At 67.2% G+C, this 24,958-nt stretch carries 19 protein-coding genes; 11 read left to right on the top strand and 8 right to left on the bottom strand.

The genetic code is table 11. The annotated features are described in order from the left end of the window. Nucleotides 1-11 precede the first annotated feature (11 nt). Nucleotides 12-371, top strand: coding sequence for a type II toxin-antitoxin system RelE/ParE family toxin (locus tag GVN21_RS09350; protein ID WP_166574465.1), 360 nt, complete (start codon nucleotides 12-14; stop codon nucleotides 369-371). Then, nucleotides 358-687: a DNA-binding transcriptional regulator gene (locus tag GVN21_RS09345; RefSeq protein ID WP_166574464.1), complete on the top strand. Its 330-nt coding sequence runs from the start codon at nucleotides 358-360 to the stop codon at nucleotides 685-687. Before GVN21_RS09350 ends, GVN21_RS09345 begins: the two co-directional genes overlap by 14 nt. Nucleotides 688-690: 3 nt before the next feature. On the opposite strand, the gene GVN21_RS09340 is transcribed toward GVN21_RS09345, so the two are convergent. The 3 genes from GVN21_RS09340 to folD all read right to left on the bottom strand — a co-directional run bounded on the left by GVN21_RS09340 (nucleotide 691) and on the right by folD (nucleotide 3,435). Then, on the bottom strand, nucleotides 691-2,097 hold the full coding sequence (locus GVN21_RS09340; protein WP_166574463.1) for a D-arabinono-1,4-lactone oxidase: 1,407 nt from the start codon (nucleotides 2,095-2,097) through the stop codon (nucleotides 691-693). A 3-nt stretch (nucleotides 2,098-2,100) separates the two neighbouring features. After that, complete coding sequence (locus GVN21_RS09335; RefSeq protein WP_166574462.1) at nucleotides 2,101-2,445, bottom strand: c-type cytochrome; 345 nt, start codon at nucleotides 2,443-2,445, stop codon at nucleotides 2,101-2,103. A 93-nt stretch (nucleotides 2,446-2,538) separates the two neighbouring features. Next, the gene (folD, locus tag GVN21_RS09330; RefSeq protein ID WP_166574461.1) at nucleotides 2,539-3,435 is read right to left on the bottom strand and encodes a bifunctional methylenetetrahydrofolate dehydrogenase/methenyltetrahydrofolate cyclohydrolase FolD; all 897 of its coding nucleotides are present in this window, start codon (nucleotides 3,433-3,435) and stop codon (nucleotides 2,539-2,541) included. A 138-nt stretch (nucleotides 3,436-3,573) separates the two neighbouring features. Between folD and GVN21_RS09325 the strand changes: the two genes are divergently transcribed. The 3 genes from GVN21_RS09325 to ligD all read left to right on the top strand — a co-directional run bounded on the left by GVN21_RS09325 (nucleotide 3,574) and on the right by ligD (nucleotide 8,427). Beyond that, nucleotides 3,574-4,755, top strand: a complete 1,182-nt coding sequence (locus GVN21_RS09325; RefSeq protein WP_166574460.1) for a VWA domain-containing protein — start codon at nucleotides 3,574-3,576, stop codon at nucleotides 4,753-4,755. A gap of 66 nt (nucleotides 4,756-4,821) precedes the next feature. Then, nucleotides 4,822-5,700 carry a hypothetical protein gene (locus GVN21_RS09320; protein WP_166574459.1) on the top strand — a complete coding sequence of 293 codons (879 nt, stop codon included), beginning with the start codon at nucleotides 4,822-4,824 and terminating at the stop codon, nucleotides 5,698-5,700. Nucleotides 5,701-5,736: 36 nt separating this feature from the next. Then, entirely contained in the window at nucleotides 5,737-8,427 is a 2,691-nt protein-coding gene (gene ligD, locus GVN21_RS09315; protein ID WP_166574458.1) for a DNA ligase D, read from the top strand. Here the strand turns inward: ligD and GVN21_RS09310 are convergent. From GVN21_RS09310 to GVN21_RS09300, 3 genes are all read right to left on the bottom strand, one after another. Continuing rightward, the gene (locus GVN21_RS09310) at nucleotides 8,424-9,275 is read right to left on the bottom strand and encodes a Ku protein (RefSeq protein ID WP_166574457.1); all 852 of its coding nucleotides are present in this window, start codon (nucleotides 9,273-9,275) and stop codon (nucleotides 8,424-8,426) included. The genes ligD and GVN21_RS09310 overlap by 4 nt on opposite strands. 169 nt (nucleotides 9,276-9,444) lie before the next feature. After that, on the bottom strand, nucleotides 9,445-11,838 hold the full coding sequence (locus GVN21_RS09305; protein ID WP_166574456.1) for a TonB-dependent receptor: 2,394 nt from the start codon (nucleotides 11,836-11,838) through the stop codon (nucleotides 9,445-9,447). A 125-nt stretch (nucleotides 11,839-11,963) separates the two neighbouring features. After that, nucleotides 11,964-14,303 carry a calcium-binding protein gene (locus tag GVN21_RS09300; protein WP_166574455.1) on the bottom strand — a complete coding sequence of 780 codons (2,340 nt, stop codon included), beginning with the start codon at nucleotides 14,301-14,303 and terminating at the stop codon, nucleotides 11,964-11,966. 472 nt (nucleotides 14,304-14,775) lie between these two features. Between GVN21_RS09300 and GVN21_RS09295 the strand changes: the two genes are divergently transcribed. Both GVN21_RS09295 and GVN21_RS09290 read left to right on the top strand, forming a co-directional pair. Further along, nucleotides 14,776-15,600 carry a hypothetical protein gene (locus tag GVN21_RS09295; RefSeq protein WP_166574454.1) on the top strand — a complete coding sequence of 275 codons (825 nt, stop codon included), beginning with the start codon at nucleotides 14,776-14,778 and terminating at the stop codon, nucleotides 15,598-15,600. 75 nt (nucleotides 15,601-15,675) lie between these two features. Continuing rightward, complete coding sequence (locus tag GVN21_RS09290; protein WP_166574453.1) at nucleotides 15,676-16,326, top strand: TetR family transcriptional regulator; 651 nt, start codon at nucleotides 15,676-15,678, stop codon at nucleotides 16,324-16,326. On the opposite strand, the gene GVN21_RS09285 is transcribed toward GVN21_RS09290, so the two are convergent. Next, nucleotides 16,323-17,111, bottom strand: a complete 789-nt coding sequence (locus GVN21_RS09285; RefSeq protein ID WP_166574452.1) for a Coq4 family protein — start codon at nucleotides 17,109-17,111, stop codon at nucleotides 16,323-16,325. The two genes, GVN21_RS09290 and GVN21_RS09285, sit on opposite strands and share 4 nt — an antisense overlap. Nucleotides 17,112-17,203: 92 nt before the next feature. Here GVN21_RS09285 and GVN21_RS09280 point away from each other — a divergent pair, with 92 nt between their 5' ends. The 4 genes from GVN21_RS09280 to GVN21_RS09265 all read left to right on the top strand — a co-directional run bounded on the left by GVN21_RS09280 (nucleotide 17,204) and on the right by GVN21_RS09265 (nucleotide 24,055). Further along, nucleotides 17,204-17,416: a ribbon-helix-helix domain-containing protein gene (locus GVN21_RS09280; protein ID WP_346764239.1), complete on the top strand. Its 213-nt coding sequence runs from the start codon at nucleotides 17,204-17,206 to the stop codon at nucleotides 17,414-17,416. A 500-nt stretch (nucleotides 17,417-17,916) separates the two neighbouring features. Continuing rightward, nucleotides 17,917-20,235 (top strand): UvrD-helicase domain-containing protein, encoded by a 2,319-nt coding sequence (locus GVN21_RS09275; RefSeq protein ID WP_166574450.1) that lies wholly within the window; start codon nucleotides 17,917-17,919, stop codon nucleotides 20,233-20,235. A gap of 156 nt (nucleotides 20,236-20,391) precedes the next feature. Further along, on the top strand, nucleotides 20,392-23,622 hold the full coding sequence (locus tag GVN21_RS09270) for a PAS domain S-box protein (RefSeq protein ID WP_166574449.1): 3,231 nt from the start codon (nucleotides 20,392-20,394) through the stop codon (nucleotides 23,620-23,622). Nucleotides 23,623-23,647: 25 nt separating this feature from the next. Next, on the top strand, nucleotides 23,648-24,055 hold the full coding sequence (locus GVN21_RS09265) for a response regulator (protein WP_166574448.1): 408 nt from the start codon (nucleotides 23,648-23,650) through the stop codon (nucleotides 24,053-24,055). A 129-nt stretch (nucleotides 24,056-24,184) separates the two neighbouring features. On the opposite strand, the gene GVN21_RS09260 is transcribed toward GVN21_RS09265, so the two are convergent. Continuing rightward, nucleotides 24,185-24,952 (bottom strand): EAL domain-containing protein, encoded by a 768-nt coding sequence (locus GVN21_RS09260; RefSeq protein ID WP_166574447.1) that lies wholly within the window; start codon nucleotides 24,950-24,952, stop codon nucleotides 24,185-24,187. Nucleotides 24,953-24,958: the final 6 nt, after the last annotated feature.

The raw sequence follows: 24,958 nt of genomic DNA, 5'->3' as shown, positions 1-24,958 counted from the left end.
CGTGCTATCTTATGGGCCGGATATTCAAGACGAAATGGTTCAGTCGCGCCGCCCGAAAGGCGCGTATCAACGATGCCGAGCTTCGGCAAGCCATTCAGGAAGCGGAGAAGGGTCAGGCCAGCGATCTCGGCGGCGGAGTCTTCAAGAAGCGGCTGAATAAGAACCAGCACCGCTCCATCATCCTTATGAAGGGGCGAGGACATTGGATCTATGCGTACCTCTTCGCTAAGAAGGACAGGGAAAACATCGACGACAGTGAGCTTCTGGCTTTCCGGGTCCTCGCCGATCTCTATGCACTGAAGACCGACGCAGACTTGAAGGCTGAACTTGAGGCCGGTGAACTGATGGAGATTTCGAATGAGCCAACCTAAGGGTCGGACCTTCAAATCTGAAGCCTTCGAGGCGATCCACAGCGCCGTGTCCGGCATGGCTAAGGCCGGTACGATCAGTAAGGAAACGCTGCGCCAGTTCGATGAGACCTGCCTTACGCCGGTCCAGCGTTTCACACCCGGCCGCATCAAGGCCTTGAGGCTGGCCAACAATGTCAGCCAGCCGGTGTTCGCCTCGATCCTGAACACCTCAGAGTCCACGATTCAGAAGTGGGAAGCCGGTGCGAAGGCGCCCAGCGGCCCCGCGCTCAAGCTCCTCACCCTAGTTGAGAAGCACGGCCTCGAACTGCTGCGCTGAGGCTCACGTCAGGTCGAATAACCCCGTCAGGTACGGGTTCAGCATTCGCCCTTTCGGATCCAGAGTCCTCCGCACTTCCAGGAAATCCTTCCAGTTGGGATAGAGGCCGTTCAGCCGCTGGCCCTTCAGGCTGTGCAGCTTGCCCCAGTGTGGCCGGCCGCCGGCGCGTTGGAAGATCGGCTCGATCAGGTCGAAGAAGAAGGCGTACTCGTCCTTGTACCAGGCGTGGACGGCGACCGAGCCCCGCGCGCCGCCCTGGAAGGGTGAGAGCCAGGCCTCGTCGGCCGCCGTTCGGCGGACTTCGATGGGGAAGAAGACGTCGGGGCGCTCCTTCTCGATGACGGCCATTACCGCCTTCAGCGCCTCCAGCTGGGTCTCCGGCGGCAGGTGGTATTCGATCTCGTTGAAGCGGACGGGGCGTTCGGTGGACAGCAGCTTCCAGCCCTCATCGACCGCCGTCTCCTCCTCCGCGCCGCCGAGCAGGACCCCGGCGGCGGTCTTTCGCAGGCCGTGCGACCAGCCGAAGGTGTTGCGCAGCATCTTCAGGGCGTCGAGGAAGGCGTCGTCCTGGCTGGGCGGCGGGGCCTGGACCGGATCGTCGGTCTCGTCGTGGGTGATGTTGGCGGCCAAGCCAGTGAAGGGCACGGCGTAGAATTCGTAGTTACGATGGGTGCGCCAGCGTTCCTCGGCCTTGCCGAGGGTCTCCTCGAAGGGCTCCAGCCAGACGCGACGGCGGACGCGGCGGTTGGCCCCGGTGGCCAGCCGCACCTGGGTGACGATGCCCAGCGCCCCCAGCGACACCTTGGCCGCCTGGAACACCTCCGGCCGGCGGACGGCGTCGCATTCGATGGTCTCGCCCTCGGCGGTGACCAGGGTCAGGCCGACCACGTCGCCGTGCAGCGCCTTAAGCCCCTGCCCCGTCCCATGGGTGGCGGTGGCCATCGCCCCGGCCAGCGACTGCTTGTTGATGTCGGGCAGGTTGGCCATCGCGTGGCCCTTGGCCGCCAGCGCCGGTCCCAGGGCGCCCAGCCGCGTGCCGGCCCGCACTGTGGCCACGTCGCCGTCCCAACCGGTCACCCCGGCCATGGCGTCGAGCGACACCAAGGTCCCGCTGGTGGCGGCCAGGGCGGTAAAGCTGTGGCCGGCCCCGACGGCCCGGATCGGGGCGGCTGCGGCTTTCAACCCGGCCGCCAGTTCGCCCTCGTCCTTGGGCGCCAGCCGCGCGGCCGGATAGGCGTTCTGGATCCCCGACCAGTTGCGCCACAGCATCCGGCCCTGGCCGTCCACCGCCGCCGGTGAGGGCGGCTCGGGCTTGTCGCGGTTGGCCAGCACCGCCGCCCCGGTTCCGGCAATGGCCACGCCGCCAACCGCCGCGCCGGTGATGGCCAAGGCCTTGCGTCTGGTCAACATGGCTCAGGGCTCCTTCGACATGAAGACGATCAGCGCCTCGTAGTCCGCCGCCGTGCAGGCCGCGCACTGTCCCCCGGCCGGCATGGCCTTGAAGCCCTGGACGGTGTGGGCCACCAGGGTCGCCATCCCCTGCTTCATCCGAGGCTCCCAGGCCCGCGCGTCGCCGGTCAGCGGCGCGCCGGACCCGGCGATGGTGTGGCAGGTCTTGCAGGAGGTCTCATACAGCCCGCTCAGCCGCGCATCGGCCGGGGCCAGGGCGGCGGACTGCTCGGGCGTGATCGCCTTGGGGTGCGCCCCACAGGCGGCCAGCCCCAACGCCGCCGCCACTGCCAGTGAAATCCTGATCATGCCGTCCCCATGAGCGCGTGAGTCCGCTCTTGGGCAAAGGTGACACCAGCGTCACCCTTGTTGGCAACCCAAACTTCCGCGGGAGGGGCGAGCCTACGCCCCAATCCCATGAAGCCGCTTCGCCGCCGTCAGGGTGTTGGCCAGCAGGCAGGCGATGGTCATAGGGCCCACCCCGCCCGGCACCGGGGTGATCCAGCCGGCCACGGCCTTGGCCTCGTCGAACGCCACGTCGCCGACCAGCCGGGTCTTGCCCTCGGCCGCCTTGACCGGATCGCGGGACGGGAACCGGCTGATGCCGACGTCGATCACCACCGCGCCGGGCTTGATCCAGTCGCCACGCACCATTTCGGCCCGACCGACCGCCGCAACCAGAATGTCGGCCTCGCGGCAAACGGCCGGCAGATCGACGGTGCGGCTGTGGGCGATGGTCACCGTGCAGTCGGCGGCCAGCAGCAGCTGGGCCATCGGCTTGCCCATCAGGTTGGATCGGCCGATCACCACCGCCCGCTTTCCCTTCAGGTCGCCCAGCACGTCCTTCAACAGCATCATGCAGCCCACCGGCGTACAGCTGGTCAGGGCCGGAAGTCCGCTGGCCAGGCGGCCGGCGTTGGTCACCGTCAGGCCGTCGACGTCCTTGTCCGGCGATATCCGCGCGACGATGCGGTCCTGGCTGAGGTGGGCGGGCACGGGGAACTGCACCAGGATGCCGTGGATCGCCGGGTCGCTGTTCAGCCGGTCGATCAGGGCGAACAGCTCCGTCTCCGGGGTGTCCTCCGCCAGGCGGTGTGTTTCGGAATACATGCCGGCGGCGGTGGTCTGCTCGCCCTTGTTGCGGACGTAGACCTGGCTGGCGGGATCCTCGCCGACCAGCACCACGGCCAGGCCGGGGATGACGCCATGCTCGGCCTTCAGCGCCGCGACCTCGCCCGCCACCCGCTCCCGCAGCCCGGCGGCGAACGCCTTGCCGTCGATGATCTTCGCTTCGCTCATAGGGCCTCCGGGGGTTGGCGTGGCCCTAGCGCCTGCTCGCCGCCCTGGCAACGGCACAGGCCGACCTTCCGTCACGCTGGACACCGCGCCCGCTAGCCCCCATCCTGCCGGTTCAAACATCCGTTCGGACATCTCCTCATGTTCATGACCTTCTTCTCCGAACTGCGGCAGGCCAAGGTGCCGGTGACGCTGAAGGAGTACCTCGTGCTGATGGAGGCGCTCGACAAGTCGGTCATCGACCGCAGCGTCGAGGACTTCTACTTCCTGTCCCGCGCCACCCTGGTGAAGGACGAGAAGAACCTGGACAAGTTCGACCGGGTGTTCGGCCATGTGTTCAAGGGGCTGGAGACGGTCGGCGAAGGGGTCACCAGCGAGATCCCGGCCGAGTGGCTGAAGGCCCTGACCGAGAAGTTCCTGACCGACGAGGAGAAGGCCGCCATCGAGGCCATGGGCGGCTTCGAGGAGCTTATGAAGACGTTGCAGGAGCGTCTCGCCGAACAGAAGAAGCGCCATGAGGGCGGCAACAAGATGATCGGCACCGGCGGCACCAGCCCGTTCGGCGCCAACGGCTACAATCCCGAGGGCGTGCGGATCGGCCAGGACAAGGGCCGCCACGGCCGGGCCGTGAAGGTGTGGGACAAGCGGGAGTACAAGAACCTCGACGACTCGGTCGAGCTTGGCACCCGCAACATCAAGGTGGCCCTGCGCCGGCTGCGCAAGTTCGCCCGCGAGGGGGCGCCGGACGAGTTGGATCTGGACGGGACCATCAAGGGGACCAGCCGCAAGGGCTATCTGGACATCGTCATGCGGCCGGAGCGCCGCAACAAGATCAAGGTGCTGATCTTCTTCGATATCGGCGGCTCGATGGACAGCCACATCAAGCTCTGTGAGGAGCTGTTCAGCGCCGCGCGGACCGAGTTCAAGAACCTGGAGTTCTACTACTTCCACAACTGCCTGTACGAGAGCGTGTGGAAGGACAATCGCCGCCGGTCGACCGAGAAGACCAACACCTGGGACGTGCTCCACAAATTCCCGTCGGACTACAAGGTCATCTTCGTCGGCGACGCGACCATGAGCCCCTACGAGATCACCTATCCGGGCGGCAGCGTCGAGCACTGGAACGAAGAGCCGGGCGCCATCTGGATGGACCGGGTGACCCAGATTTATCACAGCTGCGTCTGGCTGAACCCGACGCCGGAGCGGCACTGGGACTACACCCAGTCGATCGGGGTGATGAAGCAGCTGGTCAACGACCGGATGTTCCCGTTGACCATCGACGGGCTGGACAAGGCGATGCGGGAATTGGTGCGCGGGCATTAGGCCGTTGCAGCGCGCTTAGATTCCCGCGAAGGTCCCCGGCAAAATCGTTTCGGGGTTCTTCGCGTCATGGATGCCAACACCACAGTGATCCTCATCGCCGCAGGCGCGGCGCTGGTCGGGGCCGTGCTCGGCTTCGTCGTCGGCAAGGCGGCGCTGAAGCAGGGGGCGGCGCTGTCGGCGGTGATCGCCGTGATCGCGGCCGGGGGCTTCGGCGGGGTCGGCTACTTCCTGGCCAAGCAGGACGTCATCCCGCGGCAGCAGTTCGACGCCGCCCGCGTGGCCGCCGAGGATCTGCCCGAGATGAAGGTGCTCAAGCAGTACTACCCGGCCGACTACGCCAAGCTTCAGCGGGAGCTGGAGTTGATCAAGGACGACCGCGGCGGCGCCCTGGCGGTGGATCAGCAGGTCCGCGCCGCGACCGGCGCGGTGATGCAGCGGGTGGTTCGCCAGGCCAACGACGCCAACATCATTACCCTGATGAAGATCAAGCGGGACAAGGCCGAGGCCCTGGGCGCCAAGTCGCCGGCCTACTGCTATGACTTCACCCGCAACGCCCGGCTGGAGTTCGATGTCGACGCGGCGGCCGGTCCCGGCATCGTCAAGCGTGAACGTGAGACCGTCGCGGTCATCCTGCAGCAGGTGGCCACCAACCCGCTCAAGGACGCCGCCGGGGCCGACGTCAATCCGGACAACCTGCCCGCCTCGATCAAGAAGTATTACCAGGACGAGCTGCGCTACAAGATCAGCGACAAGGTTCTGGCCACCTTCCCCCCCGCCGACGCCAAGGTCATCACCATGCTGACCGGCCGCAAGGTCGCCATCGACAACCCGGGCCGCCAGGCGCTGCTCTGCCGCTACAACATCGCCCTGATCGACGAGCAGCTGAAGCTGCCAGCCGATCAGGCGGCGATGGTCTACCGGCTGGGGCTGGGCAAGGGGTTGTAGGACGGAGCAACCTTGGGCCATGGGCGTTGTCGGCTCATGGCCAAGCGCGATCTGAAGACCTACGATTCGATGCGCGACTTCGGCGTCACCGCCGAGCCGAGCAGCCAATCCGAAGTAAAGCCGTCGAAGGCGTTGCGTTTCGTCATCCAGAAGCACGCCGCCACCCGCCTGCATTATGACCTGCGGCTGGAGTGGGAGGGCGTCTTCCTGTCCTGGGCGGTGACCAAGGGGCCGTCGCGCGACCCGGCCGACAAGCGGCTGGCGGTCGAGGTCGAGGATCATCCCCTGGCCTATGGCGACTTCGAGGGGACGATCCCGAAGGGCCAATACGGCGGCGGCACGGTGATGCTATGGGACCGGGGTGTCTGGGCGCCGGAGCCGGGGTTCGATGTCGCCAAGGGATTGAAGAAGGGCGAGCTGAAGGTCGTCTTCGCCGGTGAGCGGGTGAAGGGCGGCTATGCGCTGGTAAGGATGCAGGGCGACAAGTTCGGCGGTAAGCGCAAGAACTGGCTGTTGATCAAGCACCGCGACGAGTTCGTGAAGGAGGGCGATGCGGATGCCCTGCTGGAGAAGAACGCCGTCTCCATCGCATCCGGCCGGTCCATGGAGGACATCGCCGCCGGCAAGGGCAAGCGGCCGACCGCCTTCATGACAAAGAGCGCGCCGAAGGCGGACGCGGTCTGGCGGAGCACTGGCGATCCGGAGGCCAGCGCGGAGGCCGCCGCGAAGACGGCGGATGCGCCGAAGGCCAAGCCGGCGGAGCGGCCGAAGGCCTTGGCGACCAAGGCCAAGGCGTTGAAAAAGCTGCCCGACTTCATCGAGCCGCAGCTGTGCAAGCTGGTCGACCGGCCGCCCCCCGGGGCGCAATGGGCCCATGAAATCAAGTTCGACGGCTATCGCATGCAGATGCGGACCGCGAACGGCCAGGCGACCCTGCGCACCCGCAAGGGCCTGGACTGGACGCATAAGTTCGCGGCCATCGCCAAGGACGGCGCGGCGTTGCCGGACGGGATCATCGATGGCGAGATCTGTGCGCTGGACGAGAACGGCTCGCCCAGCTTCGCCGGGCTGCAGGCGGCCTTGTCGGCGGAGCAGACCGACGAGCTGGTGTTCTTCGCCTTCGACCTGCTTGCGGCGGGGGGCGAGGACCTCCGCCCCCTCCCCCTCTCCGAACGCAAGGCGCGGCTGGAAGCGCTGATCGGCGATGGCACGCCGCGGCTGCGCTATGTCGAGCACTTCACCCAGGCGGGCGACGCGGTGCTCAGCTCGGCCTGCCGGATGGACCTGGAAGGCATCATCTCCAAGGAACTCAAGGCCCCCTACGAGTCCGGGCGCTCGACCAGCTGGACCAAGGCCAAGTGCCGGGCCGGGCATGAGGTGGTGATCGGCGGCTGGACACAGACAGGCAGCGCCTTCCGCTCGCTGATCGCCGGGGTCTATCGGGATGGCAAGCTGGTCCACGTCGGGCGGATCGGCACGGGGTTCGGCAAGGACAAGGTGAACGGGCTGCTGGCCAGGCTGAAGCCGCTGAAGATCGACAAGTCGCCGTTCAGCGATCGGGAGCCCAAGGGTCGGAGCGGGACCAAAGCAGGCACGCCGCACTGGGTGAAGCCGGAACTGGTCGCCGAGATCGAGTACGCCGGCTTCACCGGCGACGGAAACATCCGCCAGGCGTCCTTCAAGGGCCTGCGCGAGGACAAGCCGGCCAGGGAGGTGGAGGCCGACGCCCCTGCCCCGGCCGCGACGACCGACCTGGCCGAGCCGAACCCGGCGGTGGTCAAGGCCAGGACCATCACGGTCAAGGCCGCCAACTCCGCCGACGTGATGGGGGTTCGGCTGTCCAGCGCCGACAAGCCGCTGTGGCCGGACGGCGGGGACGGCCGGCCGGTAACCAAGCTGGACCTGGCGGAGTACTACGAGGCGGTCGGCCCGTGGATGATCGAGCACATCAAGGGCCGCCCCTGTTCGATCATCCGGACGCCGGACGGGATGGCGGGCGAGCGGTTCTTCCAGCGCCATCTGATGAAGGGCGCCTCGAACCTGCTGACCGAGGTCAAGGTTTTCGGCGACCACAAGCCGTACCTGCAGATCGACCGCGTGGAGGCGATGATCGCCGTGGCGCAGACCAGCGCCACCGAGCTGCACCCCTGGAACTGCCAGCCGTTCGCTCCTGAGGAGCCCGGCCGGCTGGTCTTCGACCTGGACCCCAGCGAGGGGCTGGGTTTCGAGGACGTGATCGCGGCGGCGCGGGAGATCCGCGACCGGCTGGAGGAACTGGGCCTGGTGACCTACTGCAAGACCACGGGCGGCAAGGGGCTGCATGTGGTCACGCCCCTGTCGGACGTGGACAACGGCCCCGACTGGGCGGCCGCCAAGGCCTTCGCCCGCGAGGTCTGCGCCCGGATGGCGGCCGACAGCCCAGACCGCTACCTGATCAACATGAGCAAGGCCAAGCGGCAGGGGCGGATCTTCCTGGACTACCTGCGCAACGACCGAATGAGCACGGCGGTGGCCCCGCTGTCGCCTCGCTCACGGCCCGGGGCGCCGGTGTCGATGCCGCTGAACTGGACGCAGGTGAAGAAGGGGCTGGATCCGATGAAGTACACGATCCGAACCGCGCCAAAGGTCGTGAAGGGGATGAGCGCGTGGGAGGACTATTGCGACAGCGAGCGGCCGCTGGCCGAAGCGATCAAGCGGCTGGAGCGCGGGACAAAGGCGGCGGCCTAGGCCCGCTTCTTCGCCGGCGCCTTGGCGGTCGCCTTCTTCGCCGGAGCCGCCTTCTTCGCCGGAGACGTCTTGCCTTTCGCTTCCAGGCTCTTGCGAAGCGCCGCCATCAGATCCACCACATTGGTGTCTTCCGGCTCCTCGGCGGTGACCACCCGGCCCTTGCCCTTCTTCTTCTCGGCGATCAGCTCGCGTAGGGCGTCTTCATAACGGTCGTTGAACTTTGAGGGGTCGAAGGGCCCTTCCTTCTGTTCGATGATCTTCTCGGCGATCGCCACCATCTCCTTGTCGGGCTTGTGGTCGGCGATGTCGTCGAAGAAGTCGGCGGTGTCGCGCACCTCCTTGTTGCTGCGCAGGGTCCAGGCGATCAGGCCGTTGTCGCGCGGCTCGATGCCCAGCAGCCGCTCGCGCTGATGCATAACCAGGCGGGCAAGGGCGATCTTGCCCGTCTTGGCCATGGCTTCGCGGATCACCGAAAACGCGTCGAGCGCGATCTTGCCGTCCGGGACCATGTAGTAGGGATTGTCCCAGTAGAGCCGATCAATATCGGCCGCATCGACGAACCGCTCGATGTCGATGGTGCGGGTGCTTTCCAGGCGGACACTGTCGATCTCGTCCTGGGTCACGACGATGTAGCTGTCCTTCTCATACTCATAGCCCTTGACCAGGTCCTTGCGCTCGACCGGGCCCAGCTCCGGGTCGGTGGTGACCATCTTGATCCGGTTGTGGGTGTCCTTGTGCAGCAGGTTGAACCGCACGTCGGCCGTGGATTGCGTGCCGGTGTAGAGCGCCACCGGACAGGTGACGAGGGACAGGCGCAGGTGGCCTTGCCAGGTAGGACGGGCAGCCATAGGGAGTCTCCGATTCGCGGAGTCCAACGCCAGGGCGGCGGGCAGGTTGCGTGCTTCGACACGCGGCCTTGCGGCCGCTGCTCAGCATGACGAACCAGGGTGAAGCGCACTCCTGTCCGTCATCCTGAGCAGCCCGCCCCGGCGGGCGTGTCGAAGGACGCAGGATCGGTCAGTACCGCGCCCGCAAGGTCAGACTGACGGTTCTGTCTTCACCCGGCGTGCCGACGATCAGGCCCGAGTTGCCCGATACCACGGTGATGTTCTGGATGTATTCCTCATCCAGCGCATTCTTGACCAGCACGAAGGCTTCCCAGCCCGCGTCGGAGCTGAACCCGAGCCGCAGGTTCAGCAGTTCGTAGGCCGGCAGTCGCGCGTACTCCGACACCGCCGCGTCGGCGTAGTAGGCAGAACGGAAGCTGGCGTCGGCGCCGACGTAGCCCTCGCCGGTCAGCCGGCCGATGGAGACGTCCTGGCGGTACTCTCCGCCGAACGACCCGGCCCATTTGGACACGCCCGGCAGTTCCTTGCCTGATAGGTCGCAGGCGGCGGTCGCCGTGCCGATCCGCTCGATCGGGCAGGGCCCATTGGCGAAGCTGTCGTAATGGGCGTCGGTGTAGGCAAGGTTGCCGTAGAAGCTGAAGCCACCGATCCGGCGGGTGGTGAAGTCCAGCTCGACGCCGTTCAGGGTCACCTTCTCGACGTTGGCCAGATAGCCGCGCAGGGCGCCGGGGCCGGTATCGACCACGTTGGCCTGGAAGTTCGTCACGTCGGTCGCGAACACCGCAACGTTGAACACCAGCAGGTCGTCGAACAGCTGGGTCTTCAGGCCGGCCTCGTAGGTGGTCACCTCTTCCGGCTCGACCACGGCGTTGACCAACGACGGTGCGCCAGAGGCCGTGTTCGGAATGCCCGACATGTTGATCCCGCCCGACTTGAAGCCCTGCGAATAGGTCCCGTACAGGTGGATCTTGTCGGTGATGTCATAGGACACTGCGATCTGGCCCGACCAGCTGCCGTCGTCCGTCGAGGCCTCATAGGCCTGCGGCCGGGCAATGCCCAGGCGACGGTTGATCAAGGTGGTGTTGGCCGTAACCAGGCCGCCGGAGACTGTGGCGACATATTCGCCCTGCTTCTCCTCCTGGGTGTAGCGAATACCCGGGGTGACCCGCAGCTTGTCGGTGATGTTCCAGGTCAGCTGGCCGAACGCCGCATAGGAGGTGGTGTCGATGGTGGAGTTGTTGAACACCGTGTAGCCGTCGAGCAGGGCATCGGGCGAGCCGGTCCCCGGCAGCAGCCAGTAGGAGGCGTCGGCGCCGTACTGTGTCACCCCTGTCGTGGTGATGTTCTGGTCGAAGTAATAGAGGCCCGCGGTCCAATCGATGCGGTTCGACCCATTCGAAGCCAGGCGGATTTCCAGGCTGTCCTGCTTCTGGATTGAGGGGTTGGCCGACTGGCGGGTGACGTCCAGGGCCGTGTAATCGCGGTCGTTGCGCGGCTCCCAGTCCCACTCGCGGTGGGCGCCGATGACCGTCAGCGTGCTCCACCCGAAGTCGTAGTCCGCGGTCAGGGCATAGCCGAACAGGCGCTGGTCGGCCTGGATCTCGCTGTCGACGTCTGCCAGCCGATCATGAATGTTGGTGCTGGCCGGGGCATAGCCGCGGCCGGCGGCCAGGGCCGCGTACTGCTGGTTCAATGGTTTGAGCGTCGGCGCCACCTTCCAGTAGAGCTGGGTGCAGCATTCCGGCTGCTGGGTGGTGTAGTCGACGTTCAGGCGCAGCAGCAGGTCCGGATTGGCCTGCCACAGAAGCTGGCCCCGGTAGGTCTCGCTCTCGCGGGCGTTCTGGTCCTTCTTCTGGACCGGGTTGTAGATGTCCCCGTCGCGATAGGTGCCGACCGCCGACAGCCGGAAGGCCAGCACGTCCTTGATGATTGGGCCGCTGACGCTGCCCTTGAACTGGCGGAAGTTATAGCTGCCGTAGCTGCCCTCGGCCTGGACCTCATAGGCGTCGGTGCGGGCGTCGCGGGTGGTGATGTTCAGGGCGCCGGCGGTGGTGTTCTTGCCGAACAGCGTGCCCTGCGGCCCACGCAGCACTTCCACCCGCTCCACGTCGATGAAGTCCGACAGGGCCGAGCCCGGCCGGCTGTTGTAGACCCCGTCGATGTAGATGCCGACCCCCTTCTCCAGCCCGTCGTTGGCGAGCCCGTAGGAGGCGCCGAGACCGCGGATGGTCAGGGCGGTGTTGCGCCCGTTGGGCGACAGCACCTGCAGGGTCGGGACCAGCTGGGTCAGCTGGGTGATGTTGTTGACCCCGGCCTTGTCCAGCTTCTCGCCGGTGGTGACCTGCAGGGCGATCGGCACCGCCTGGGCGCTCTCCTCGCGGCGACGGGCGGTGACGATCAGCTCGCCGACGGTATTGTCCTGCGCCTGCTCTCCAGCGCTCGCTTCGGCGACCGTCTCATCGGCGCCGGTGACTTCGGCGGCGAAAGCAGCGGGGCCGGCCATGAGGCAGGCGGCCCCGGCAAGGAGGACCAGTTTTCGGGCGGTGCGGGCACGAACGGACATCGGAAACAGCTCCCCGGCCGCGCGCTATCCCCCGCCCCTATGGCGGCGCGCCGGCCTGCGGCTTCCTTATTCCTATAAAATCGATGGGATTAAAACAGTTTTTGTTGAAGCGCCTTTCGTTTGCCTTACAACATCCATCCGCCAGTCCCCGCCGGTTCGCCGCCCCCCAGCACGAGGCCCCCGGTGACGTCGCCGGTGAATCGCACCTGCAGGTCGGCGATCCCGTCCCCGTCGACGTCCAGGTAAAGCAGGCTGCTGCCCGCCGCGGCGACATAGGTCAGCACGGCCTGCCCCGCCGCCCCGGAGAAGGCCGACACGAAGCCGAAGGCCTGGTCGCCGAAGCTGGCGCTGTCGGCATCAATGGTCGATAGATCCACCCGGTCGCCGGTGGTGAAGTCCAGGTCGGTCACCAGATCGCTATCCGCAGCGCCTCCCTGCGAGGTGGCGTGAACAGCGTCGGCCGCGAACCGGAAGACATCACGGCCGGCGCCCCCGGTCAGCATGTCGGCGCCGGCCCCGCCGTCCAGCACGTCGTCTCCGGCCCCGCCCTGCAGCTGATCGCCGCCGCCGAGACCCACCAGGGTGTTGGCGGCGCCATTGCCGGCGATGAAGTTGGCCAGCCCATTGCCCGTCCCGTTCAATCCGACCGACCCCTCGAGCACCAGCCTCTCCAGGTTCTCGCCGAGGGTCCATCCGATGCCCGCGCGAACGGTGTCCATCCCCTCGCCCGCGGCCTCGACGATCACATCCAGCACATTGTCGACGAAATAGTTGTCGTCCCCGGCCCCACCCTCCATGCGGTCGGCGCCCGCTCCGCCGTCGAGATGATCGTTTTCGCCGCCGCCGTAGAGGCTGTCGGCGCCGGCATCTCCATAGAGCTGGTCCGCGCCGTCCTCGCCGTACAGAGTGTCGGCTTCGCTGCCGCCTTCGAGGATGTCTCCGCCGAGGCCGCCGTAAAGCTGGTCGGCGCCCGCCTCGCCCTGCAGACGGTCCGCATCCGCCCCGCCGTCCAGGCTATCGTTTCCATCGCCGCCCAGCAGCTGGTCCGCCCCCGCTTCGCCTTCGAGGAAGTCGGCGCCGCCATGACCCTTGATCAGGTCCGCTCCCCCGCCGCCTCGCAGGACGTTGGCGCCGGCATTGCCGTCGATCTGGTTGCCGGCCCCATTGCCGGTTCCGTCCAGGTTCGCCGCGCCGATCAGCTGCAGGTGCTCGACCCCGTCGGCCAGGACCCAGCTGACGCTGGCGCGGACCCGATCCGAACCTTCGCCGGCCGCTTCGATCACCTGGTCGCCCGCGTCATCGACGATGTAGGTGTCGTCCCCCGTTCCTCCGGCCATGGCGTCGGCGCCCAGTCCGCCGTCCAGGCGGTCGCCGCCCCCGCCGCCGTTCAGCTGGTCATCGGCGAGCCCGCCAGTGATCCGGTTGCCGAGCCCGTTTCCGGTCAGCACCTGGGCTCGGGTCCAGGTCCCTATCAGGTTCTCCACCTCACCCGGCAGGGTATAGCTGGCGCGCGCCGTCTCGACCGTGTCGATGCCCTCGCCGACCAGCTCGACGATCAGGTCGCCGGCGCTGTCGATCACATAGGTGTCGCCGCCCGACCCGCCCGACAGGGTGTCCGCGCCGAAGCCGCCGTCCAGCCGATCGTCGCCCTCCGCGCCGTTCAGGGTGTCGGCGCCGCTCCCGCCCATCATGGTGTCGGCGAAGGCGCTACCCCAATAGGTGTCCGCGCCGCTGGAGCCGGTTAGCGAGACGCCGCTGTCCCGGGGATCGACGATCGCCACCCGGTCCAGCACCCGGTCCTCATCGGACGCCGAGACCACGATGCGGCCGTCGGCCAGCAGCGCCAGGCTGGGCGTCACCAGCCGCCGCCCCGCGCCATCCTCCGACTGCAGGACCTCGAGCGGACCATCCAGAGCGGCGCCGTCGGCGTCATAGCGTTGCAGCCAGGCGCGGCCGATGTCGTCCAGGCCATAGGTGGTGGTCGCCACGACGAAGCCTCCGTCGTGCAGGCCGAGCACCGCAATCGGCGAGCCGAAGATCGCCGCGGCCACATTGCTCTGGCCGACCGTGATCGAGGTCCCGACCGCGACGCCGTCCGCGTCGTACCGCTGGGCGTAGGCCACGTTGGCGCTCCACCAGGCCACGACGAAGCCGCCATCCGCCAGGGCCGCCGTCTCCGGCGGATAGTTTCCGGTGGACACCGCCTCGGCCAGGCTCAGTTCCGCCGTGCGGGCCGTGCCGTCCGCCTCGAACAGGCGCGCCTGCGGTCCCAGGGAAGCGTCGCGCCAGGCGACCACGAACCCACCGTCCGCCAGGATGGCGATCGAGGGCTGAACCTGGGCGCCGGGAACCGTCTGGTTGACCCGGATGGGGACCGTGGCGGCGGCGCCGTTGAAGTCGCAGACCTTGGATGTAGATGTTGATCGACGTCGGCTCGTCCGCGATCTGGGCCGAATAGGCGACAAGGAAACGCCCGCCGGGCATCGGCTGCACATCGACAACCTGGCCGCCGGACGGCATCGACACGGCGGCGCGGGCGACAGGATCTCCCGCATCGTTGAGCACGAGGATTTCCCCGGAGGTGTGCAGCGCGTCATAGCCGAACACCACCGGCCGGCCGTCGCCGGTCGTCGACACCGTGGGCTGCCGCGCGAACTCGGCGAGCACCACCTTGTCCACGATCACCGCCTCGCCGGCCGAGTCGAAGGTGCGGTAGGTCAGGCCGGTTGCGCCCAGGTAGGCCAGCGCGAAGCCCCCGCCGGGCAAGGCGGCGACGGTCTGTTCGGTCCCGGTGAAGCTGAACTGCGGTTTCCAGATCGTGAGCGCGGCCATCGGATCGTCCTTCGAAAGCGATCCGCCCAAATGCGACCACAACGCGCAGCCGTGAACTGTAGAAAACTGCTAATTTGCTCGAATTGGGCATAGGGGCCGCCGCTCATGACCGCCGCCGAAGACCGGCGCCCGACCAGCGTCCTGACGCCGCAGCGCATCGCGGCCGCTCGCGCCCATCCGGACTTCGAGACCGCCGTCCTGGCCCTGGCGCGAACCAGCGTCACCACCTACAGCGGCCATCCCCTGCTCAACATCGTCGCCTCGGATCGGGGCCGGTTCGTGGTGGCCATGCTGGTCGCCCGCCTTTGCCAGGAGGGGCGCCTCACCCCCGCCAACCTCAAGCAGCTTGCCGCCCAGCAGGGATTCGCCAGCCCCGGCCGCACCAGCGCCCTGATCGCCCTGATGCGCTGGGCGGGATACCTGACCGGCGAGGTCCGCAACCTTGCCCCCACGCCGAAGTTCTTCGCCGCCCACCGCGAGCGGATCGCGGGCGAACTCTACGCCGTCGGCTACGTCAGCCCGGCCGCCCATGCGGTGGCCGAGGGCCTCGCCGACGACGCCCTGCTCTGCCGGTTCCTGGCCGCCCTCTGCCGGGAGTTCGACAGCGGCGGCCGCCTGATCGACCAGGCGCCGCAGCTGGAATTCTGCATCGAGCGGGTCGGCGGCTTCCTCGTGCTCAACGACCTGATGCTCCGCGCCCACGGCGCCGACGCTCCTTTGGCGGTCTCCGTCTCGGCCTACAGCCGCCGCTTCGCCATCTCCCGTCCGCAGGTCCATCTTGTCCTACGCCAGGCCCAGGCCGGCGGCTTTCTCGAATGGCGCGACGGCCGCGTCGTCGTCCGACCCAGCCTGCACGACGGGCTGAAGGACTTCTTTGCCGGCGTGATCGTGGCCAACAGCCTGGCGGCCGAAGAGGCCATCGGCGTTTGAAACGGCCGTTCAACGCCGCTTGCCTAATCCTTCGGCCCCCGTAATGCTCCGGTTCCGGAAGGGAAGGGCTGTCCCGTGAGTCTGAACGAAGAGAACGCACCCGAGACGGAGGCCGCCACCAAGCAGCTGGTGTTCAACGCCGCCGAGCGTCTGTTCGCGCTGAACGGCTTTCAGAACGTGTCGGTGCGCGACATCACGGCCGAGGCCGGGGTCAACCTGGCGTCCGTCAACTACCACTTCGGATCCAAGGACAGCCTGCTGTTCGAGATCTTCCGCCGCCGCACGGCCGAGCTGAGCCGCGAGCGCGCCCGCATGCTGCACGAAGCCGCCGACCGCCACGGGGGCAAGCCGCCGGTACGGGAGATCATCACCGCCCTGATCGCCCCACCCCTGCGCTGGCTGGACCCGGCCAACGACCGCCGCATCTCGCTGCAGTTCCTGATCCGCGCCCGCAGCGAGGGAGGCGCCGAGATCCGCGAAGTGCTCAGCACCGACGTCTCCCACCTGCGGCGCTTCTCGGACGCCCTGCTGGCCGCCTGCCCCCAGTTGGCGCCGGAGGAGGTCTACTGGCGGCTCCACTTCGTACTCGGCATGATCCACCAGAACCGGTTCATGGAGCTGGACCGCCTGCACGTCCTCTCCGACGGCCTCACCCGCGAGGATGACGTCGCCGGCCTGCGGCAACGGATGGTGGATTTCGCGGCGGCGGGGTTCGAAGCCGCTTAGTGGGCCGCCGCGGCCTCGAAGGCTCCGTCGCGATACTCGGGCGGAATGCTCAGATAGATGCGCGCCGGCCTGATCCCCAGCCGCGCCCGCGCCGCTTCCAGGTCCTCGGCGAACAGTTCCGGATAGTCGACCTCCGGCAGCCAGGCGCAGGCTTTGCCCCTCTGGTGCGCCTCGCGGATCGCCGCCTTGTACGGCTGGCCGTTCTTCGCGCTCGCCAGCTTGTTGCCGGCGGCGAAGGCGATCACCCCGAAGCCCAGGCTGCGGGTCTGCTGGTAAGAGAACGCCACCAGGCAGGCCTCGCCCAGCGCATCGGTGCGATAGCCGGTCAGCACGTGCCAGACGTCATGCACGTCCCGAAGCCGCCGGCCGTACCAGGTCAGCGGATGGGCCGCCTCGACCTGGCTATCGAGCGTCTGCTCGCTGATTTCCTTCAGGCCGTCGGCGGTGAACCCTCGCTCGTCCATGTGCGCCAGATAGGCGGCGCCCACCGTGCCGGGCGCGAAGCTTTCCAGCCAGGCGCGGTCCATCAGCCGGTCGTTCAGTTCGTCGCGCTCATAGGCGATCCGCCCGCCGCGCGGCGTCTTCATCAGCCGCGCGTACCCCTTCGACACCGAGTCGCCCGACAGCGCCCGCATCAGGTCGAACACCGCCGCGGTGTCTTCCTTGTCGGCCATCAGCCGGCTCACCGCTTTGAAGGCCCGGATCGGCTGCAGCCGCATGGTCTCGCCCTTGCGGAACTCGACTTCCGGGCGCTTGGGCGTGAAATTGTGCGTGACGGCGTTCATCTTGAGGCCTTAGTCGGGGAGGACGACGCCAGCCTTATGTGAACAGCGCTTAGATCGCAAGTGTTAACATCGTTCAGATCGGAAATCCGCCCGTGGTGCGCCTGATCAAACGCTCGGTGTCGCTCACCGGCCACGCCACATCCCTGGCGCTGGAGCCGGAGTTCTGGGCGGCCCTGGAGCAAGTCGCCGCGCAGGAGGGCCTCACCCTGCCCCGCTTGATCGTCCGCATCGATGAGGGCCGGGGCGATCGCCCTCTCGCCTCCGCCTGCCGCGTCTACGCCCTTACCCAGGCCGGGCGGGCGTAGGCAGGGGAATGGGTGCCGGGTTCGGCGTCGCCGGCAACACCGGCGCGCGCGGCATCTGGATGTCGATGTTCGAGGCCCGCTCCGTCAGTTGCGACGGCCCGCCCCACACCAGCCAGCCGATCATCAAGGCGATGACGAGCACCGAGCCCAGCAGAACCGCGGCAAAAACTCCGCCCCCGCTCCGTCGATGTGTCCGCGTACGCGCCATGGTGAATGCTCCTTCCGTTACCCGACAGAACGGCCGGGAACCGCCCCCGTTCCTGCAAGGAGAGCCGACTCGCTTCGCTCTCCCCCATGAAATGGGGGAGTGGCTCTGGCGAGCGCTGAAAGCGAGCCAGACCGAGGGGGCCCCCACCGCCGGGAACGAGTTTTCCGCTCAACCGCCGGCGCGGCCCCGCCTCCTGGTCCGTCGCTCACGCTCCGAACCGTCCTCCGCCCCCTCTCGGGGGCGGAGAGCGAATCCCACCACCGGACGCGCCTGTGCTACATACGTTCTCCTGATGACCGACTCCCTGCCCTCCCCCCGCATCTCAGACCTCGCCCGCGTGCAGGGTCCCGACTACCTCCAGGGCCTGAACCCCGAGCAGCGCCAGGCCGTCGAGGCCGTCGAGGGCCCCGTCCTCGTCCTGGCCGGCGCCGGCACCGGCAAGACGCGCGTGCTGACCACCCGCCTGGCCCACATCCTGGCCACCGGCCGCGCCAAGCCGTGGGAGCTGCTGGCCGTCACCTTCACCAACAAGGCGGCGCGGGAGATGCGCGAGCGGATCGCCGCGATCATCGGCCCGTCCGCCGAGGGCCTGCGCTGGCTGGGCACCTTCCACAGCGTCGCCGCTCAGATCCTGCGCCGCCACGCCGAGCTGGTCGGCCTGAAGTCCAGCTACACCATCCTCGACACCGACGATCAGGAACGGGTGATCAAGCAGATCATCGAGGCCGCCAACATCGACCCCAAACGCTGGACGCCCAAGACCCTGGCCGGGCTGATCGACCACTGGAAGAACCGCGGCTGGACGCCGGAGAACCTCCCCTCCCCTGAGAACAGCGCCTTCGCCAACAACCGCGGCCAGGAGCTCTACGCCGCCTACCAGGCCCGGCTGCGCACGCTGAACGCCTGCGACTTCGGCGACCTGCTGCTGCACAACATCACCATCTTCCAGCGCCACCCGGACGTGCTGGCCGACTTCCACGACCGCTTCCGCTACATCCTGGTCGACGAGTACCAGGACACCAACGTCGCCCAGTACCTCTGGCTGCGACTACTCGGCCAGAAGCGCCAGAACGTCTGCTGCGTCGGGGATGACGACCAGTCGATCTACGGCTGGCGCGGGGCGGAGGTGGACAACATCCTGCGCTTCGAGCGCGACTTCCCCGGCGCGGCCGTCATCCGGCTGGAGCGCAACTACCGCTCGACCAGCCACATCCTCGCCGCCGCCAGCGGCCTGATCGCCGCCAACAAGGGGCGGCTGGGCAAGACCCTGTGGACCGACGCGGACGGCGGCGACAAGATCACCGTGCACGGCGTCTGGGACGGCGAGGCCGAGAGCCGGCTGGTCGGCGAGGAGATCGAGCGCTGGCGCCGCACCGGCCGCCGCTACAAGGACGTCGCCATCCTGGTCCGCGCCTCCTTCCAGATGCGCGCCTTCGAAGAGCGCTTCGTCATGCTGCAGATCCCCTACAAGGTGATCGGCGGCCCCCGCTTCTTCGAGCGGGCCGAAATCCGCGACGCCCACGCCTACCTGCGCCTGATCCAGTCGCTCGACGATGACCTGGCCTTTGAACGCATCGTCAACGTCCCCAAGCGCGGCATCGGCGACACCAGCGTCCAGAAGATCCTCACCCTGGCCCGCCACCACGGGATCAGCGCCATCATGGCCAGCCGGGGCCTGGTCAACACCGACGAACTGGCCGCCAAGACCCGCACGGCCCTCGCCACCTTCGTCCGCGACATCGACCGCTGGACCGCCCAGCTGGCCAGCGGCGCCACCGACCACGCCCGCCTGACCGAGACCATCCTGGAGGAGAGCGGCTACACCGACGCCCTGCGCCTCGACAAAGGCCCGACCAGCCAGACCCGCCTGGAAAACCTCAAGGAGCTGGTCCAGTCGATGGCCCAGTTCGAAAACCTCGGCGACTACCTGGAACACGTCTCTCTGGTCATGGACCTCGACAAGGGCGGCGGGGACGACAGCGTCCAGATCATGACCCTGCACAGCGCCAAGGGCCTGGAATTCCCCCTGGTCTTCCTGCCCGGCTGGGAGGAAGGCGTCTTCCCCAGCCAGCGCAGCATGGACGAGAAGGGCGAAAAGGGCCTGGAGGAGGAGCGCCGCCTGGCCTACGTCGGCATCACCCGCGCCCGCGAACAGGCCCGCATCAGCTTTGCCGCCAACCGCCAGGTCTACGGCCGCTGGACCACCCAGCTCCCCAGCCGCTTCGTCGACGAGCTCCCCCCCGAGACCGTCGATGCCGCCTCCGAGACGGGATACTACGGCGGCGGCCCCGGCATGAGCCAACCCACCACCAGCCGCTGGGACGCCGACACTAGTTTCGGCCAGGGCTACACCTCGCCGGGCTGGAAACGCGCCCAATCCCGAAACTACCAAGGCAGCCACCCCGGCCGCCAACAGGTCATCGAAGGCGAAGGCCGCCTGGTGGCGGTGTCAGCCCCCGAGGTGAGCAGCGCCTACGCCAAGGGCGACCGGGTGTTCCACATCAAGTTCGGCTACGGCGCGGTGGTGGCCGTGGAGGGGAACAAGCTGACGGTGGCGTTTGAGCAGGCGGGGGAGAAGAAGGTGATCGACAGTTTTGTGGAGCGGGGGTGAGGCCCGTACGGAGACTTGACGCCTGTTGGGCGGCATAGCCCCGATACCGCGCGACGCTTTGACACACTGGATCGAGCGGATACCGCGTCAGCATTAACCGCGGTCCAACTCAGCTCGACCATTAGTCGATCAGAATGAGCGACAGAGGGCATCGCGGTGGACAAGAGCATCGAGGAACGACGTCTGGCTGCGATCCGTCGGCTGAATATCCTTGATACCGACCCAGAGCCGGCCTTCGACAGCCTCACCCGCCTGGCCGCTCTGACCTTCGATGTTCCGATCGCGATCATTTCCCTGATCGACGCGGAGCGGCAGTGGTTCAAGGCCTGCATAGGCCTCGACGTCCGGGAGACATCCCGCGATGTCTCCTTCTGCGACCATGCTATCCGCGGCTCCGAGGTGATGGTCATCCCGGACGCGGCGCTCGACGCTCGCTTTGCGGCCAACGAGCTGGTCACGGGCCACCCCGGCATCCGCTTCTACGCTGGCGCGCCGCTCACCCTTTCCAACGGAACCCGCATCGGGGCCCTCTGCGTCATCGATTCCAAGCCGCGCGCGGACTTCGATGCCCAGGCACGGGGGCAGCTCGCGGCCATGGCCGAGACCGTTTCAGCGACCCTGTCGCTGCGACATGACAATGCCAGGCTGAACGCACTTGAACGAAGCCGGGTCGAGCAAGACCGGCTCCTGGCGCAGGCCGAGGAGATGGCCGGCGTCGGCTATTGGTCCTGGTGGCCGGCGACAGACAGCGTGACCTGGTCGCCGGTCGTCTACAGCATCCATGGCTTTGACCCGTCTTTACCGCCGCCAAACCTCGAGGGTGTCCTCGCCCTGTACGACCCACGGGACGCGACCGAACTCAGCGGACTGATCGCCCGGGCCCTTGAACACGGCGAGCCCTATTCCCTCAATGCCAGGATCACCCGTCCGGACGGCGAACAGCGTCAGGTCACCGCCCGCGGTGAAGTGAATCGCAATCCCGATGGCTCAGTGGAACGCCTGTTCGGCTCTTTCATGGACGTCACGGAGGTCGCGCTGGCCGACCAGCGGCTGCGAGAGAACGAAGCCCGGCTGACCTTCCTCACCGAACATTTCGCCGACGTGATCATCCGGGTCGAGCCCGGCCGGGGGATCACCTGGGTTTCGCCCAGCTGCGCTCGGCTGGGCTACCGGCCCGAGGACCTTGTCGGCCTGCGCGCCGCCGAGCTCGTCCACCCGGACGACCTGCCTCGGGCCGAAGCCTTGAGGGCCGCGCGCTTGGCCGGGCTGGATGATCCCCCCGGAACCCAACCGACCTTCCGCTTCCGCAAAGCCGACGGAAGCTGGATTTGGGTCGAGGGCAGTCCGACGATCGTGCGGGACGCGGCCGGCGCCCCGATCGAGATCGTCAACGTCCTTCGCGATATCTCCGATCGCAAGGCTGTAGAGGCGCGGCTGTTGGCCAGCGAAACGCGTTACCGTCTCCTCGCGGAAAACGCCACGGATGTCATCGCCTGCTACAGCCCGGACGGCCGCTTCAGCTTCCTGTCGCCGGCGATCGCCAGCATTATGGGATACGAGCCGGACGAGCTGCTCGGCCAGTCGGTGACGACCTTCATGCATCCCGATGATGTCGGCCCCGTGATCCGCCGGTTCGCGGAATTCGTCTCCGCCGGCCCCGGCGCGGCGCCGCTCCGCTTCGAATACCGGGCCCGGCGCAAGGACGGACGAGAGGTCTGGCTTGAGGGCCAACCCCGGCCAATCTTCGACGAACAGACCGGCGATCTTGTTGAGTTTCAGGACTGCGTCCGGGACATAACCGACCGGAAATGCGCGGAGTTCGCCCTCGCGGAAAGCGAATTGCGCTATCGCGTGGTCTCCGAAAACTCCTCGGATCTGCTCACCCGCACAACCATCAGCGGGGATATGATCTACGCCTCCGCGTCTCTCGAGACCATCACCGGCTTCACCTTCGACGAGCTTTCCAACGGCCAGCCACGGTTCATCGATCGGCTACACCCCGACGACGCAGAACCCTGCCTCGCGGAAGTTCGGCGGGTCATCGCGGGCGATGAGGGTAGCGCCGCCCGCTTAAGCTTCCGGTTCCAGCGCAAGGACGGCGAATGGATCTGGCTTGAAAGTACGCCGACCCTCGTCAAGAGCCTCGACCGACCGGCTGAGATCGTCGATCTGCTGCGCGACGTCAGCGCCCGAGCCAAGATCGAGGCGGATCTGAAGGCGGCTCGAGACTCAGCCGAGAGCGCCGCCCAGTCCAAGGCCGACTTCCTTGCCAATATGAGCCACGAAATCCGCACCCCGCTTACCGCCATCCTCGGGTTCAGCGGCCTACTTTCCGAGGACGCAGAGTTGTCGGATCGGTCGGCCGGCTTCGTCCGCCGGGTGTCGGACGCCAGTCGGGCGTTGCTGACGATTGTGAACGACATTCTCGATTTCTCAAAGATCGAGGCGGGCCAGATGGAGTTCGACGAACGGCCCGTCGCCGCGCGCGACATGCTGGACGGCGCCCTGCAACTGCTGTCGTGGCAAGCAGAGAGCAAGGGGCTGACGCTCGACTTCGTCCCGGGCCCCGACCTGCCCGCATTTGTCCGGCTCGACCAGAACCGGGTCACGCAGGTTCTCTTGAACCTGATCAGTAACGCGGTGAAGTTCACAGACAGCGGAGGCGTGGTCCTCGAAGCGCGGCACGATCCCGTCCGGGAAACCCTGCGCTTGACCGTCCGCGATACCGGCCCCGGCCTGACCCCGCAACAACAGCAACAGTTGTTCAAACGCTTCTCGCAGGTCGACAGCTCATCCGAGCGGCGGCACGGGGGAACCGGCCTGGGGTTGGCCATTTGCCGAGGCCTGGTGGAGGCGATGGGCGGCACGATCGGCGTCGAAAGCAAGGTTGGTCAGGGTTCCGCCTTCACGTTTGAAATTCCTGCGCCCGAAGAGAAGGGATCCATGGAGCACCCACCGGTTGCGGCCGAGGATGCCATCCTGGCCGGCGCCCGAATTCTCGTTGTGGACGACAATGCCATGAACCGGGAACTGGCGAGGACCATGCTGAAGTTATCGGGGGCGGAGGTGACGGAGGCGGAAGATGGGGCCGGCGCTATCAGGGCGGCCAGGGCGGCGCCCCTGGACCTGATCCTGATGGACATTCGAATGCCGGACATGAACGGGTTTCAGGCGCTGCAAGCGATCCGGTCGGGAAGTGGGCCGAATGTGAACATTCCGATCCTGGCGTTCTCCGCAGACGTTCATGTCGGCGCACATGGCGCGCCGACGCCGTTTGACGGCCTGGTTCGCAAACCGATTTCGCCATCCAACCTGATTGGAAACGTTGTCGAAGCGCTCTCAGGGGACGATCGGCTTGGTCAGGAAGTCCTCCACCATGCCGGCTAGCTCAACCCGTCCACGCGTGATGGTCGTGGATGACGATCCCCTTATCGTCGAACTGCTCATGACCCGGCTGCATTTCGGGGGCTTCGAGCCACTGAAATGCACCGATGGCGTCAGCCTTCTCGAACGCCTTCCGCATGTTCGGCTCGATGCCTTGGTGCTCGACGTCAACATGCCGCGAATGGACGGTTTCACCGTCCTGTCCCTGCTTGCCCAGTCAGGTCGCCTCAAGCGTCTCCCAACGATGATGCTGACCGCGCGGAACCAGGCAGTCGACGTGGACAAGGCGCTGTCGTTGGGCGCCATGGACTTCATGGCCAAGCCGATCCAGACAGACGTGTTTCTGAGGCGCATACGGCGCTTGTGCCGCCGGATTCCAGTGCCTGCCCCGGAGCCACAACAGGGGCCGGCGGAAGACCATTGGGTAATTGACTAGAGCGTGTTCCGATTAGTGGGCGCCGTCCATCGAACCCAACGCGCGACCACCAAGAATCTATAGCAGGGCGTTGGAATTCGGCCCCGCCGCAAGGCAGATAGATGGAAGCCGAATGATCGCGCCTCGACCCTAAGCCCGCAGCGCCTCGTCCGCCACCGGCCGCACCCAGTCCACCGCCGGCAACGCCGCCGTCTGTGGCTTGGCCAGCAGGTAGCCCTGCATCAGGTCCACCCCCAGGTCGCGCAGCACGTCGTGCTCCGCGACCGTCTCGACCCCCTCGCAGACCGGCTCGATCCCCAGGTCCCTCAGCATGGCCAACGTATGGCTGACAACCGTCCGCTTCACCCGGTCGCGGTCGATGTCGCGGATCAGGGCCATGTCCAGTTTGACGATGTCCGGCTGGAACTTGGCCAGCAGCCCCAGCCCCGCGAACCCGGCCCCGAAATCGTCGATCGCCGTCTTGAACCCCATCGACCGATAGGTGCGCAGGATGTTCAGCAGGTGGTTGGTGTCCACCGCCTCGTCCTCGGTGAATTCGAAGATGATCCGGTTCAGCGGAAACCCGGTCCGCATCGCCGCCGCCAGGGTCAGCCGGATACAGGCCTTCGGCTCGTACACCGCGTTGGGCAGGAAGTTGATCGACAGGTTGGCCCCGTCCGCCGCCAGGTTCAGGTCGGCGGCCAGCTCGATGGCCGTCGTCCGGCACTGCTGGTCGAAGGCGTAGCGGTTCTCCTCGGAGACCTCGGCCAGCACGGCGCCCGCGCCGCGCCCGTCCGCACCGCGCACCAGAGCCTCATAGGCGAACACCGTCTCGGTCTTCACGTCGACGATCGGTTGAAACGCCATGGTGATCGGCAACTGGAAGCCGACCCCGTCCTTGCACCCTGCACAGCCCATTACGCG

The organism is Caulobacter sp. SLTY (assembly GCF_009905535.1).
In the GTDB taxonomy this organism is placed as follows: Bacteria; Pseudomonadota; Alphaproteobacteria; order Caulobacterales; family Caulobacteraceae; genus Caulobacter.
Note: the sequence above shows the minus strand (reverse complement) of the source record. Positions and strands in the feature narration are given on the sequence as shown.

What these genes read in the sequence shown, in the direction of transcription:
- GVN21_RS09350 (WP_166574465.1), top strand. Translation starts at nt 12, where the DNA reads ATGGGCCGGATATTCAAGACGAAATGGTTCAGTCGCGCCGCCCGAAAG.
- GVN21_RS09345 (WP_166574464.1), top strand. Translation starts at nt 358, where the DNA reads ATGAGCCAACCTAAGGGTCGGACCTTCAAATCTGAAGCCTTCGAGGCG.
- GVN21_RS09340 (WP_166574463.1), bottom strand. Translation starts at nt 2,097, where the DNA reads ATGTTGACCAGACGCAAGGCCTTGGCCATCACCGGCGCGGCGGTTGGC.
- GVN21_RS09335 (WP_166574462.1), bottom strand. Translation starts at nt 2,445, where the DNA reads ATGATCAGGATTTCACTGGCAGTGGCGGCGGCGTTGGGGCTGGCCGCC.
- folD (WP_166574461.1), bottom strand. Translation starts at nt 3,435, where the DNA reads ATGAGCGAAGCGAAGATCATCGACGGCAAGGCGTTCGCCGCCGGGCTG.
- GVN21_RS09325 (WP_166574460.1), top strand. Translation starts at nt 3,574, where the DNA reads ATGTTCATGACCTTCTTCTCCGAACTGCGGCAGGCCAAGGTGCCGGTG.
- GVN21_RS09320 (WP_166574459.1), top strand. Translation starts at nt 4,822, where the DNA reads ATGGATGCCAACACCACAGTGATCCTCATCGCCGCAGGCGCGGCGCTG.
- ligD (WP_166574458.1), top strand. Translation starts at nt 5,737, where the DNA reads ATGGCCAAGCGCGATCTGAAGACCTACGATTCGATGCGCGACTTCGGC.
- GVN21_RS09310 (WP_166574457.1), bottom strand. Translation starts at nt 9,275, where the DNA reads ATGGCTGCCCGTCCTACCTGGCAAGGCCACCTGCGCCTGTCCCTCGTC.
- GVN21_RS09305 (WP_166574456.1), bottom strand. Translation starts at nt 11,838, where the DNA reads ATGTCCGTTCGTGCCCGCACCGCCCGAAAACTGGTCCTCCTTGCCGGG.
- GVN21_RS09295 (WP_166574454.1), top strand. Translation starts at nt 14,776, where the DNA reads ATGACCGCCGCCGAAGACCGGCGCCCGACCAGCGTCCTGACGCCGCAG.
- GVN21_RS09285 (WP_166574452.1), bottom strand. Translation starts at nt 17,111, where the DNA reads ATGAACGCCGTCACGCACAATTTCACGCCCAAGCGCCCGGAAGTCGAG.
- GVN21_RS09275 (WP_166574450.1), top strand. Translation starts at nt 17,917, where the DNA reads ATGACCGACTCCCTGCCCTCCCCCCGCATCTCAGACCTCGCCCGCGTG.
- GVN21_RS09260 (WP_166574447.1), bottom strand. Translation starts at nt 24,952, where the DNA reads ATGGGCTGTGCAGGGTGCAAGGACGGGGTCGGCTTCCAGTTGCCGATC.